This window comes from Amycolatopsis sp. GA6-003 (assembly GCF_046267895.1).
In the GTDB taxonomy this organism is placed as follows: domain Bacteria; phylum Actinomycetota; class Actinomycetes; order Mycobacteriales; family Pseudonocardiaceae; genus Amycolatopsis.
In genome coordinates, this window is the sequence record NZ_CP176499.1 from 1,632,253 (window position 1) to 1,645,103 (window position 12,851).

General features: G+C 69.5%; 10 protein-coding genes. 4 read left to right on the forward strand and 6 right to left on the reverse strand.

Annotation, left to right across the window (positions count from 1 at the left end):
• Window positions 1–21: 21 nt before the first annotated feature.
• From F9C12_RS06765 to F9C12_RS06780, 4 genes are all read right to left on the reverse strand, one after another.
• Complete coding sequence (locus tag F9C12_RS06765) at window positions 22–1,290, reverse strand: FAD-dependent monooxygenase (RefSeq protein WP_409465206.1); 1,269 nt, start codon at window positions 1,288–1,290, stop codon at window positions 22–24.
• Window positions 1,291–2,709: 1,419 nt separating this feature from the next.
• On the reverse strand, window positions 2,710–3,210 hold the full coding sequence (locus tag F9C12_RS06770) for a MarR family winged helix-turn-helix transcriptional regulator (protein WP_409187018.1): 501 nt from the start codon (window positions 3,208–3,210) through the stop codon (window positions 2,710–2,712).
• 684 nt (window positions 3,211–3,894) lie between these two features.
• Window positions 3,895–4,083, reverse strand: a complete 189-nt coding sequence (locus F9C12_RS06775) for a hypothetical protein (RefSeq protein WP_409465207.1) — start codon at window positions 4,081–4,083, stop codon at window positions 3,895–3,897.
• Between the two features lie 299 nt (window positions 4,084–4,382).
• A complete protein-coding gene (locus F9C12_RS06780) occupies window positions 4,383–6,800 on the reverse strand; it encodes an acryloyl-CoA reductase (protein WP_409465208.1) in 2,418 nt (805 codons plus the stop codon).
• 91 nt (window positions 6,801–6,891) lie between these two features.
• Here F9C12_RS06780 and F9C12_RS06785 point away from each other — a divergent pair, with 91 nt between their 5' ends.
• The gene (locus F9C12_RS06785; protein WP_409465209.1) at window positions 6,892–7,746 is read left to right on the forward strand and encodes a LysR family transcriptional regulator; all 855 of its coding nucleotides are present in this window, start codon (window positions 6,892–6,894) and stop codon (window positions 7,744–7,746) included.
• On the opposite strand, the gene F9C12_RS06790 is transcribed toward F9C12_RS06785, so the two are convergent.
• Window positions 7,731–8,072 (reverse strand): winged helix-turn-helix transcriptional regulator, encoded by a 342-nt coding sequence (locus F9C12_RS06790; protein ID WP_409181124.1) that lies wholly within the window; start codon window positions 8,070–8,072, stop codon window positions 7,731–7,733. The genes F9C12_RS06785 and F9C12_RS06790 overlap by 16 nt on opposite strands.
• Window positions 8,073–8,198: 126 nt before the next feature.
• Between F9C12_RS06790 and F9C12_RS06795 the strand changes: the two genes are divergently transcribed.
• Both F9C12_RS06795 and F9C12_RS06800 read left to right on the forward strand, forming a co-directional pair.
• A complete protein-coding gene (locus F9C12_RS06795; RefSeq protein ID WP_409465210.1) occupies window positions 8,199–8,918 on the forward strand; it encodes an alpha/beta fold hydrolase in 720 nt (239 codons plus the stop codon).
• Between the two features lie 112 nt (window positions 8,919–9,030).
• On the forward strand, window positions 9,031–10,455 hold the full coding sequence (locus F9C12_RS06800) for an MFS transporter (protein WP_409465211.1): 1,425 nt from the start codon (window positions 9,031–9,033) through the stop codon (window positions 10,453–10,455).
• Window positions 10,456–11,483: 1,028 nt separating this feature from the next.
• Here F9C12_RS06800 and F9C12_RS06805 read toward each other — a convergent pair.
• Entirely contained in the window at window positions 11,484–12,056 is a 573-nt protein-coding gene (locus F9C12_RS06805) for a TetR/AcrR family transcriptional regulator (RefSeq protein WP_409465212.1), read from the reverse strand.
• A gap of 89 nt (window positions 12,057–12,145) precedes the next feature.
• Here F9C12_RS06805 and F9C12_RS06810 point away from each other — a divergent pair, with 89 nt between their 5' ends.
• Complete coding sequence (locus F9C12_RS06810) at window positions 12,146–12,820, forward strand: nitroreductase (RefSeq protein ID WP_409181128.1); 675 nt, start codon at window positions 12,146–12,148, stop codon at window positions 12,818–12,820.
• The last annotated feature ends 31 nt before the right edge of the window (window positions 12,821–12,851 follow it).

The following is a 12,851-nucleotide window of genomic DNA, read 5'->3' on the forward strand; positions in this document are numbered from 1 at the left end:
GTCTGCGTGTGCCGTTTCGTGCTATCGGGCGAACTGGTAGTGAATCGATTCGTTGTCCGGGTCGTTGAGCGGGGTTCCGTTCCACAGCCAGTCGTAGGACACATCGGACTCGCCGTCGAAGCTCCGCAGCTTTTCGTCGCGCTCGCGCTGCTCCGGGCCGTCCGGCAGGTGGTAGAAACTCATGTTCCGCAGGGACGCGTCCTGCACCATCCCCGCGTGCTTGGCGCGCCGGTGCACATACCGGGCCAACGCGCTGTCGATCCCCTCGCGAGTCGCCTGCCCCAGCTCCTCCGCGAGAACCGCCCCGTCCTCCATCGCCTGCGACGCCCCTTGCGCCTGGTACGGAAGCATTGCGTGACAAGCATCCCCGAGCAACGCGACGCGTCCGTCGACCCACACCGGATCGCGCCGCCGCCGGTACATCGCCCAGACCGAAACGTCGTCCTTGGCCTTCGACAGCATCATCGGCACGCGGTCGTCCCAATCGGAATACTCGGCCGCGAGCTGCTCCGCGCTGGCGGGCGCGCTCCAGTTCTTCTCGACGTCCTCCGTGCACGGCACGATCGCCACCACGTTCAGGTACTCGCCGCCGCGGATCATGTAGTGCACCAGATGCTTGTCCGGGCCATACCAGATCGTAGAATGGTAACGGTCGACCAGGAAGCGGGTAGCCGGATCCGCCGCGATCGAATCGCCCGGAATCAACGCCCGATACGCCATCTCGCCGGAGAACGCGAGAGTGTCATCGAATCCGGCGAGATCCCTTACCGCGGACCGAATCCCGTCCGCGCCCACGACGACGTCGCCCTCGAACCGCCGCCCGTCCTCGGTGATCACCGCAGGCCTCTCGGGATTCCCGCGATCGAGATCGACAACCTTGGCTGCAGTAGCCACCTTCACCACCGGCCCGGCCCCGTCGGGGTCCACACACGCCCGCAGCAAGACGGAATGCAAATCCGCGCGGTGATAATGCCAATACGGCGCCCCGTACTTGTCGACGACCCGCTGCCCGAGCGGCAACTGCGCGATAATGCTCCCGTCGGCCCACCGCCGCCGAACCTGATCCTGAGGCTCGCACCGCACCTTCTGCAACTCGGCCCGCAACCCAAGCCCAATCAGAATCCGGCTGGCATTGGGAGCCGTCTGAATCCCGGCCCCGATCTCCCCGAGCTGCGGCGCCGCCTCGACCACGGTGACCCGCAACCCGCGCTGCCGCAACGACAAGGCAGCACAAAGCCCGCCCAACCCGCCTCCGGCGACCACTACCTCGAAAGACTGACTCGCCGCCACCTGCTCGACCTCCTACCCGCTAGCCGCCTCCGCCCGCCCGTCACCCGGACACGGTTAATCCGAACACGGATTATCCGAACACGCAATAGTCCGGCGGGATTTTCGTGCCGAGAGGAGACTTTGGCGGCGGTGGGCGCCGGGACGGTCACCGAACGCGGCGATGCGACACTTCAGACCGCGCCGCAGTGGGGCGAGATCGATGCAGCAGCGACTGCCAATCCGCCCGGGTTGATACGACAGGACCGCCGTCTCGCCACTTCACTCGGCCCGGGTTGATACATCACGATCGCCGCCGCACCACCCCACCCCGACCGGGTCGATACGGCAGAACCGACGCCACGCCACCGCGCTCGGCCCGGGTTGCCATGTCACGACCACCACTGCACCACGCCACTTCGCCCCGATTGATGGGGCAGAACCGACGCCGCACCACTCCGCCCCGGTTGACACGGCAGAACCGCTGCCGAACCACCCAGCTCCACCCGGATTGATACGCCACGACCGCGATCGCCCCACCGTGCTCGGCTCGGGTTGATACGGCAAGACCGCCGCATCGCCACTCCACCCGGCTCAGGTTGATACGTCACGACCGCGGCCACCCACCGTGCTCGGCTCGGGTTGATACAGGAGAATCGGCCCTGCGCCACCCGGCTCCACCTGGTTAGTACGTCAGCACCGCCGCGCCACTGCGTTCGACCCGGATCGATACAGCAGGCCAACCCCGCACCACTTCACTCGGCCCGGACTGATACGTCACGGCCGCCGTCGCGCTACTCCACCCGAATCGATACTGCAGAACCGACGCCGTACCGCTCCGCAGCGCCTGGCCTGATACAGCAAGACCGATGCCGCATCACTCCACGCCACCTGGACTGATATGTCAGGGCTGGCCTCGCGTAACCCCAATCCGCCCTGGTTGGTACTGCAGGCCGCACCAGCCCGCCCCGCCCGGACCGGCACTACGGGCTCGGGCGCTGTCCAACATCCCGCGCCACCGAAGCTGCCGCACAAACCAGCCCTTAACCGGCGACGAAACCCAAGCCGCACCAACAGACAACGGCCGTACCGCTCACCCTGCAGCGCGACAGTCCGGGAGGCGAACATTGAGGGAATCAGAGTCCCTCAGGGTTTCCCTCACGACCGGTCGATAGCCGCAAGGAATCCCGCCACAGACGCAGTTCCCCCGGGAACCATCCACCCACCCGCTCCGCCGGTGCACCCGGCCAGCCAGGTGCCCACACCACCCCCGCACCCCGATACGAAGCCAAAAATGCGGTCCGGGGGTGCTTGTCAAGGCATCTTTCCCGCCTTGACAAGCACCCCCGGATCGTCATCACAATGGGCTTCGGGGTGCCCCACGCAGCCCTCACCAGCAATGTCGCCGCCAGGCGACGAGCCGAGACCGAACCGCCCCCAGACTCAAATCTCCCGACGCTCAGCAACCGCCTCCCACAACGCCCCCAACTCGTTCAGCAACCCGGCGATCTCCCCCCGCCGCTCCGCCGGGCAGTCCGCGAGCAACGCCTGATCCAGTTTCCGCGTCCGCCGGGTCACCTCGCGAAACGCCGCCGCCCCGTCCTCGGTCAGCGTCAGCACCTTCGCCCGGGCATCGTGCGGCGCGGGCCCCCGGGCGATCAGGCCCCGGTTCTCCAGCCGGCGGCACACGTCCGCCATCGTCGACGTATCCAGGGCCACCGCCTTGGCCAGCGCAGTCTGGTCGAACCCGGGATAAGCCCGCACCGCCGACAGCACCGCGAACTGCGGCCCGGTCAGCACCGAATCGACATGCCGATTCCACGCCGCCAAATACGCCTGATACAGCCGGCGAGCCCCATACCCGGGAGCCGCGGCGAGATCCGCGGGCGCCTCCAGGCTCACGCGCCGCCCCGCCCGGGAGCCGCCTTTCGCTGACCCACCCACTGCTGTCGACATCCCTCGACCTTAGCTACGCACCCGCGCCCCGGCAGACCGTCCAGTCCGCCCGGGCCTGTCCCCGCCCAGCCACAATAGTACGTCCTCGGACAAAGTCCGGCGCGGGCACGGCGACTCCGTTCAGACAGCCCCCTCCGGTTTCCGCCGGTTCCGGTCGAACAGCGCCGCGCCGCCCATCAGGAAGAGCTGCGTCCCGGCCCGGCCGAGCTGCCGCTGCCAGCAGCCCGCGGTGGGCGGCCAGATGATCGGCCAGCACGTCGTGGTCGAGATTGTGCGCGCCCGAAATGCCGGTATGCGGCACGGAAATCCCGCATCGCCAGCGCAGCCCCGCCCTGGTCCATTTCGTCTTCGTGCGACGCCATCAGTCCTCCCTCTTGCCGCACAGGCAAAACCGGGAGGACCGGCGCGGATCCTGGCCCGCAACGAACTTCTGGTGGCAAACCTCCTTTGAAGCACGTCGATGACCCGCACGTGTTCGGCACCGCCCCGATGGCCGCACGGAGCGATGATCCCGAAGGCGAAAAGTTCGCCAAACAAACCGACGCGGTCCTGGAGGCGAGGTCCGGAGCATCCCTGACGGACACCCTGCACGCGGCCTGAGCCGCTACAGAATGCCAGAACCCCGGCCGCGAAACGCAGCACCCGAACGCCCGGAAGGCCCAGTCGGGACCGTCAACGAACCCGCGGAGCCGCAGGACCGGCCAGGACGAACTCGTCGCGGCCGGTGATCCCCCACCCCGCGCCGACCGGCCTGGCCGGAGCGACCGTCGCCCGGAACTCGACGGCCTGCCGGTCTCCGGGCGAGTCAGCCAGCAGCTCTCCGACGCGGCGCAAGAAGCCTTGGGCGACGACCCGCACCACGAACGCGAAGAGTGCGCGGCCGTCGCGAAACTCACCTCCGTGATCGACGAGTCGATGACCAAGGCGTTCCCCACCGCGAGCAGCCTCGAAGCGGCCCCGATGGAATACTCACCCGGCGAGCTTCTGGCAACCCGACAGTTCGTCGCGGCGGGCCCGCCGCGACGCCCAATTCATGGCGCGGCACAAGAAAATGCTCGCGGCCAGGAACGCACGCAACGCGGAGAACCGCCCGAATCCCGACTGCGAGGCACCCATCCGAACCAGGAGGAAACCATCCCGGCAGAACGGGCCGGACCCGGTCACCACTCCGGCGGGGAACTCCCCAGCTCCGGCGTCGTCCCCTCCCACCGCGGCGGGGTCTCGCTCATCCGGATCACCGGCCCGAGGCTCTTCAAGTCGCCGTAAACCGTGCCTGGATCCGAAACCGCGTACCGCTCGAATTCCTCCGGCGAAAGACGGCCCGGGGCATCCGCGTAATCGGTCAACAAACCCTGCCGCTGCAACAACATCGACGATTGGCACAGCGAAACCCGCACGTGGTAAGACCCGCCTTCCCGAGCCCGCCGCGCCAAAGCCAGCATCGCGCCGTAACCACCAAGAAAACCGGTCAGGAAATCGCACAGGTACACCGGAGTCAACTGTGGACGGTCGCCGCCTTGCAGCACACACGCACCAGTCACGGCTTGCGCGACCTGATCCCATCCGGCGCGCATTCCGAACGGGCCGCCGGAGCCGAAGCAGTTCACGCTCACGTAGACGATTCCCGGACGCAGCGCCGCGAGATCCTCCGGACCGAAGCCGTGTGCCGACATCCGGCCCGGGCGGTAGCCTTCGACGAACACATCCGCAGTGCTGGCCAAGGAACGCAATCGAGCCGAACCGTCCACTGTGGAGTAATCGAGGTACGTGCTTCGCTTGCCATGACTGGTATCCCGGACGAACGGTGCCACCTGCGGCAAGTGCGGAGCGGTCACCATCAGTACGTTCGCGCCGTGTTCGGCAAGGCTCAGCGCGGCGGTCGGACCGGCCAGAATGCGAGTCAGGTCCAGGACCCGGACGTCCGAGAGCGGCGAAGCGCCGCCAGCGGGCAGCAGCGACGGCGCGCTATCCGCGATTTTGGTGATCTCGACAACCGGGCGTGAAGCCAGGTATGCGCCGTGCGGGTGCGCGAGCCATTCCTCTGGCGTCCGCACCACTCCCCCGCACGCGCCGACCGCGGCGATGGCGTCTTCCAGATCATCGGCCTTCCACTTGGCGACAGCCGCGGCGACCGAAGACGGCGTCGGCTCGCAGCCGAGGACGTCCAGCACGAGGCGTTCCAGATGCGGCAGGTTGAAATGCGGCAGAAACCAGCGTCCGTCGGCGGTCGGCCACGGCTGGGTGAGCGAAACCATGTGCTCAACAGCGGGCGAAAGCGGCGCGGGGCGATAGTGGCCGTCCTCGGCACGGATGAGCGTCATGTCTTCGCCGCCGAGTGCGGTGGCGGCAGCGGCGCGGACGTCGACGGCGATCTTCTGCCGACGTCCGGTGCGCAGTTCCCACAAATCGTTCGCGACGACCGCGCGGGCGGCGAGTGCGTCGGCGAGAGTCTCGCCGATCCGGAATGGAGACGCGAAAAGCGGATCCGAGCCGGTGATCGTGACCTCGCCGGCCGCGGGGCGCGGGGCATCGCGCAAGGACATCAATTCGTCGAAAGCACCCATTATTGTTCCTTTCCGGCCGAAGCGACGTCGACCACGATGCGACCGGTGCCGGCACCGGCCAGAAGCGAAGCGGCGGCATCCTTGGCCTCCGCGAGCGGGACGACCCGGGTCACGGAGTCCAGGAGCGTCGGATCGAGCAGCTGAGCCAGGCGCTGCCAGGCGCTGCCAGGCGGCTTCGCGGCGGAGCGGCGGGGTGCGGACCGAGTCGATCCCGAGCAGGGAGACACCGCGCAGGATGAACGGCAGGACGTTGCCGGGATACTCGGCGCCCCCGGCGAGTCCGCAGGTCGTCGCGACGCCGGAGTGTTGCAGGCCAGCGAGCGCACCGGCGAGGACGGAGCCGCCGACCGCGTCGACCACGCCTGCCCAGCGTTGTTTGCCCAGGGGTTTGCCGGAAAAAGCAAGCTCCGAGCGGTCGAGGAGCTGCACCGCGCCCAGTGCGGCGAGTCGAGCGGACAGTTCGGCCGGACGGCCGGTGGCGGCGATCACCTCGTAGCGCGCCGCCGCGAGCAGCGCTACCGCGATCGAGCCGACGCCGCCGCCCGCGCCGGTGACCAGGACCGGGCCCGTTTCCGGCGAGAGGCCGTGGCGTTCCAGCGCGAGCAGGCTGAGCGCGGCGGTGAATCCGGCGGTGCCGATCGCCGCGGCCCGCAGCGGCCCGAGTCGCGAGGGGACGCGGACGAGGTCGTCGCCGTTGACCGCGGCGACGCCGGCGAGGCCGCCGTGCAGGTCTTCGCCGAGTCCGGCGCCGTTGAGCGTGACCAGGTCGCCGGGTTGCCAGCGCGGATGCCGGGACGCGAGCACCTCGCCGGTCAGGTCGATCCCGGCGACGAGCGGATGCCGCCGGACGACGCCGGGGCGGCCGTGCAGCGCGAGCGCGTCCTTGTAGTTGATGCTCGAGCAGCGCACCCGGACGGTGGTGTCGAGGTCGTCCAGCATCGCCGGGTCGAGCCGGTCGAGCGTCGCACCGAAGGCGTCGCGGACGAGCCAGCCGGGGAAGGTCTCCTGGTCCATGCCTCCCACGCTAGAAATCCGGGACCTGGCAGGGAAATGCCCGTCACGGCGACGCCATGCACGGCGGGCATAGCTGGGTAGGCTGCCGGGCATGGAGGTCGAACTGCGGCATCTGCGCGCGTTCGTGACGGTCGCGACGTGCGGCACGTTCACGGCCGCGAGCCGCGAGCTGCTGATCACCCAGCCGGCGCTCACGCGCACGATCCAGCAGCTCGAGGAGTCGGTCGGCACCCGTCTGCTGGAGCGCACGCCACACGGCGCCGAACCGACCAAGGCCGGCGGCGAACTGCTCGGACGGCTGCGCGTCGTGTTGCGCGACCTCGACACCGCGCTCGCCGCGGCGAGCGGGAACGCCGGGCTGCGGATCGGATTCCAGTGGGCGCTGCCGGATCCGTGGGCGAGCGATTTGCTGACCGCTTTCGAAACGTCGACCGGCGCGACCGCCACCCTCCTGCGGCGCGACGACATCGTGGCCGCGCTGCATTCCGGCGACGTCGACGCGGCATTGGTGCGCGGGGAAATCGACGCTTCCGGAATCAGCGGAACCCTGCTGTTCGAGGAAGACCGGCTGGCCGCCGTCGCGGCGAATTCGGAATTGGCGACGCGCGCGGAATTGGACTGGACGGAACTGGCCGCGCATCCGGTGGTCGTGAACACGGTCAGCGGCGCGACCAGCCCGCTCGACTGGCCGCCGGAAAACCGGCCCGCGCGGGTGCTTCAGTGCGGCAGTTACGACGAATGGCTCACGATCATCGCGTCCGGCCGGGCTGTCGGATCGACCACCACCTCGGCCGCGGAAGCTCATACGCACGCCCGCGTCGCGCATCTCCCGCTGCGCAACGCGCCCCGCGTGGCACTGCGCCTGCTGTGGCCGACGCGCCGGTCAAGCGATCCGCTGCTGCGCCGGTTCAGCGAATTGGCGCATTCCGTTCAGCGCGCGTCGTAGTCCGCGCGCGCCTTTTCGATTTTCGCCAAATTCTCGACGCTCCATTCCAGCAATGGTGCGGTCGCTTCGCGGAGGGTCCGGCCCATTTCCGTCAGCTCGTAGGAAACGTGCGGCGGCATGACATTGTGGACAGTCCGGGTGAGAATCCCGTCGCGCTCCAGATCCCGCAGCGTCACAGTGAGCATCCGCTGGCTGATTCCTTCGATTTCCTTTTTGAGCTCGGTGAACCGCCGCGGGCCGTCGCGGAGCATGCGGACGATCAGCAGCGCCCACTTGTCCCCCACGATCTCCAGGACCACTCGGGTCCGGCACACCTCGTCGGCCATGGTTACCTCCGGAGAACCGGGGCACTAATGAGTGCCTTATTGCCCGCCGCGACGCATGCGATCACGATGGTTCTCGAACAGTACCGGGTTACTTCCGGTAACCGCAAAACCCCGAGGAATCCTGATATGACGACGTTTGTGCTGGTCCACGGCGCGTGGCACAGCGGCCGGGCGTGGGACCGGGTGGTCCCGCTGCTGGAGGCGGATGGGCACCGGGTGCTCGCGCCCTCGCTGACCGGCTACGGCGACAAGAAACACCTGCTCAGCCCGGAAGTCGGGCTCGACACCCACGTCCAGGACGTCGTGGACCTGCTCCGCGGCGAAGAGGACGTGGTCCTGGTCGGCCACAGCTACGCCGGGCTGGTCGTCTCGTCCGCCGCCAACGAGGTGCCGGACCGGGTCGCCGAGCTGGTCTACCTCGACGCGATGGTGCCCGAGGACGGCGAAACCGCGGTCGACGTCCAGCCGGTGAGCCAAAGCCTGATCGACCTCGCCGAACAGCACGGCGACGGCTGGCGCGTTCCGCCGCTGCCGGAGCGGCCCGCGCCGTTCGGGCTGTTCGGCGTCACCGATCCGGCCGACGTCGCCTGGCTGCGCGAAATGCTCTCCGACCAGCCGGTGCGCTGCCTGCGGCAACCGGTGCGACTCGACAACCCGGCCGCGCGGGCGATCCCGCGCACGCACATCCACTGCGTCGGCGCGACCCCGGAAGGCATCGTCCGCCGCCCGGTGCCCGCGATCCAGCCGAACGGGACGCCGTCGCAGGTGTGGGAGCTGCCGACCGGGCACGACTGCATGATCACGATGCCGGTCGAGCTGAGCGAACTGCTGCTGAAACTCGCCTAACCCGGCCCGGAGGAATCCCCTCTCCCTAGACTGAAGTGCCCACCGGGCAAAGTTGCCTAGTGGGCACTTTTATGGCTACCGTGGGAGCACATCTCCCGGGGGAAGGACGTCCATGCCGAAAACCGCCGTGCCCGAAGAAGCCAGCCCGTTCACCCCGCGCGTCAAGATCGGCATCGCCGGGGCGCTGTCCGGCATGGCGCTGGGCATGCTGGACAGCTACATCGTGGCCACCGCGCTGCCGAGCATCGCCGCGGATCTCGGCGGTCCGGGGTCGATGACCTGGATCATCACCGCCTACGCGCTGGCGATCGCGGCGTCCACCCAGGTCTGGGGCAAGCTCAGCGACCAGTTCGACCGCAAGGCGATGTTCCTGGTGTCGGTCGCGGTCTTCCTGGCCGGATCCATGCTCTGCGGGCTCGCCCCGTCCATGGGCGCGCTGATCGGTTTCCGCGCGCTGCAAGGCATCGGGGCGGGCGGGCTGCTGGTCGGCGCGATGGCGATGGTGCAGGTCCTGGTGCCGCCCCAGGAATCCACGCGGATTTCGAGCTGGACTGGATTGCTGCTGGGCATTTCCCTCGTCGGCGGTCCGCTGATCGGCGGCTTCCTCACCGACGCACTCGACTGGCGCTGGATCTTCTACGTCAATGTCCCCTTCGGACTGTTGTGTCTCTTCGGGACAGTGGTCGGGGTCCGGCTGCCGCCGAAGAGCGGAAAGGCGAGAATCGATTACGGCGGAATGGTTTTGCTGGTCGCCGCGGTCGTCTGCTTCACCCTCGTCACCAGCTGGGCGGGCACCCGCTACGCCTGGAACTCGCCGACGATCCTCGGACTGTGCGCGGTCGCGGTCGCCGCGTTGACCGCGTTCGTCTTGGTGGAACGCCGCTGTCCCGAACCGCTCGTCCCGTTCCGGATGTTCCGCACCCGCAATTTCGCCCTCGCGCAGGTGCTCGGGTTCGCCTTCAACGTCGCCATGGTCGCCACGGTCGCTTTCCTCCCGCTGTACTTCCAGAACGCGCGCGGGGTGCCGCCGGCGCTCAGCGGGCTGCTGCTGATCCCGACGACCGCCGGAATGGTCGCGGTGATGAACGGGAGTTCGAGGTACCTCCGCCGCACCGGCCGTTTCCGGATCCTGCCGATCATCGGCAGCGCCTGCGTCGCCGCCGGCATGGCCGGGGTGTGTTTCCTCGGCCCGGACACCGACCCGCTGCTCGCGTCGCTGGTCGGACTGCCGCTCGGGGCCGGGCTCGGCTGCCTGATCCAGAACACCATCCTGATCACCCGGCTGAGCGTGGAACCCCGCGACCTAGGCGCGGCGCTCGGCCTGGGCTCGCTGACCCGGACGCTGGGCAGCGGCATCGGCGCGGCCCTGTTCGGCTCGCTGTACGTCGGCGCGCTCGCCGGCGGCACCGGACCGGCCGCGGTGACCGACGGCCTGCACGCGGTCGCGATCGGGACGCTCGTCGTCGCGCTGCTGTCCCTGACCGCCGCGCACTTCGTCCGCGGGGTGCCGCTCGCCGACCGCCCGACAATGCGATGACCTGCGGATTCCAGCGGTATTCAAGACCTGTTCCATACCGTCCCGGCAGCGTCCTCCACGGTGCGTCGCGTCCGCCGGGAGGGTGGGACCGACGCCAAGGGGGACGAACCGGCCGGGCCAGACCCTCCCGGCCGGTTCGGGCAAGGGCGGTCGCAACCCCAGGCTCCGCCCTTGCCCGCTCTTCACCCGGCCAGCGCTGCCATCTCACCCGGGCCGCACTGCTATCTCACCCGCGGCCCGGTGCTCGGCGGAAGCTGCCCGACGGCCCGACACGGCCCGGCAGCGAATAGCCCCACCGCCTCCACCTTTGGCCGATCTCGACCCGACCAGCGCTGCCATCTCACCCGGCCCACGCTGCCATCTCACCTGCGGCCCGGTGCCCGCCAACAGCGACCCGACGGCCCGACACGGCCCGGCGGCGAATAGCCCCACCGCCTCCGCCCTTGCCCGCTCTCCACCCAACCCGCGCCGCCATCTCACCCGAACCGTCGCCATCTCATCCGGCCCACGCTGCCACCTCACCCAGCCCGCGCTGCCATCTCACCCCCCAGCCCGAGGCTCGCTCGAAGCGGTACGACGGCCCGACGCGGCCCGGCGGCGGACAGCCCCACCGCCTCCGCCCCTGCCCGCTCTCCACCCGACCCGCGGCGCCATCTCAACCGGCCCACGCTGCCATCTCATCCAGCCCGCGCTGCCATCTCACCCCCAGCCCGAGGCTCGCCCGAAGCGGCACGACGGCCCGACACGGCCCGGCAGCGGACAGCCGCGCCACCTCCGCCCTTGCCCGCTCTTCACCCGGCCAGCGCTGCCATCTCACCCGACCCGCGCTGCCACCTCACCCGGCCCACGCTGCCATCTCACCCGCAGCCCGGGGCCCGCCAGCAGCGGCAGGTCGGCAGGCAGCCCCCCTGCCTGCTCTCGACCCGGCCCGCGCCGCCGCACTCCCGGTCGCCGTCCCGTTGCCCGACCCGCGACCGACTGGACCACCGGCCGCCCGAGTCCATTGTGGACAACCCGCAGGCACGGGGTCAGCCCAGTGCGCACTCCAGGAGCACCTCAGCCGCCGCCCGGGCGTGGCGGCCGTAGCCGGGGTCGCCGAGGATCATCGCTCGGCTCGCGGCTCCGTCGGCCAGCGTCACCAGTTGCTCGGCGAGCCCCGGCGGGTCCGCGGCCCCCAGTTCCGCGACGAGGTCGGTCACCAATCGGAGCATCAGCAGTTTCTGCTCCCGCGCGTACGCGTGCACCGCGCTGTCCGGATCGGGGTACTCGGCCGCCGCGTCCACGAAGAGGCAGCCGCGCACCGGTTCGGAGTCCGGCAGGTCGAACATCGCCAGCAGCCGTTGCCGCGGCGGGAGATCTGTGCGGGTGAGCACGTCGTGGAGGGTGTCGCCGGAGCGCACGAGGTCCTGCAGGTAGGCGACGACCAGATCGTCTTTCACCGGGAAATGCAGGTACAGCGTCCGTTTCGACACCGGAGCCGCGGCCGCGACCTGCTCCATCGTCGTGCCGGTGATGCCGTGCCGGGCGAACAGGCCCGCGGCGGCCGCCAGGATGCGCTCGCGTCCCCCGCGACCGGCCCGGCGGGCCTTCTCCTCGACCATGCGCCCAAGTGTACAGAAACGTTTACTTAAGCCGCCGGAGCCTGCTACCGTGCTTAGATATACGTTCACGTTTACCTAAGGAGTCCCCGATGCCCGAACTCGCCGACGCCGCCGCGACCCTGATCCGCGGGCGGCGCGCGACCCGGTCGTTCCGGCCCGACCCCGTTCCGGACCGCACCCTCCGCGAGATTTTCGGCCTCGCCGCCGCGGCGCCGTCCAATTCCAACGCGCAGCCGTGGCAGGTCGAGGTGGTCAGCGGAGCCAAGCGGGACGAACTCGCCGACGCGCTGGTCGCCGCGCACCAGGAAGGCCGCCGCTCGGTCGATTTCCCGTACAGCGAAGCCATTTACGAAGCCGTGCACCAGGAACGCCGGGCCGCGGCGGGCGGCGCGTTGTACGGGGCGCTGCGGATCGGGTTCGACGACCACGAAGCACGCGCCGCTTACGACGCCGAAAGCCTGCGCTTCTACGGAGCCCCGCACGTAGCGCTGCTGTTCGCCCCGGACACCGCCGAGGCCCGGCTCGCCGCGGACGTCGGGATGTACGGCCAGACCTTGCTGCTGGCCATGCAGGCGCACGGAGTTTCCAGCTGCCCGCAGGGATTGCTGAGCTTCTACGCGGACACAGTGCGGGAAACGCTCGGCCTCGACCGCGGCAAGCTGCTGTTCGGCATCTCCTTCGGTTACGCGGATCAAGCCGCGCCGGTCAACCGGTTCGCCGTCGGGCGGGCGCCGCTGCACGAGACCACCCGGTTCCACAGCTGAACTCAGGCGCGGCAGCACGGCGACGAGGGTC

Coding starts and splice junctions, on each gene's coding strand:
- F9C12_RS06780 (WP_409465208.1), bottom strand. CDS start 6,800: ATGGACCAGGAGACCTTCCCCGGCTGGCTCGTCCGCGACGCCTTCGGT.
- F9C12_RS06810 (WP_409181128.1), top strand. CDS start 12,146: ATGCCCGAACTCGCCGACGCCGCCGCGACCCTGATCCGCGGGCGGCGC.
- F9C12_RS06785 (WP_409465209.1), top strand. CDS start 6,892: ATGGAGGTCGAACTGCGGCATCTGCGCGCGTTCGTGACGGTCGCGACG.
- F9C12_RS06795 (WP_409465210.1), top strand. CDS start 8,199: ATGACGACGTTTGTGCTGGTCCACGGCGCGTGGCACAGCGGCCGGGCG.
- F9C12_RS06805 (WP_409465212.1), bottom strand. CDS start 12,056: ATGGTCGAGGAGAAGGCCCGCCGGGCCGGTCGCGGGGGACGCGAGCGC.
- F9C12_RS06800 (WP_409465211.1), top strand. CDS start 9,031: ATGCCGAAAACCGCCGTGCCCGAAGAAGCCAGCCCGTTCACCCCGCGC.
- F9C12_RS06790 (WP_409181124.1), bottom strand. CDS start 8,072: ATGGCCGACGAGGTGTGCCGGACCCGAGTGGTCCTGGAGATCGTGGGG.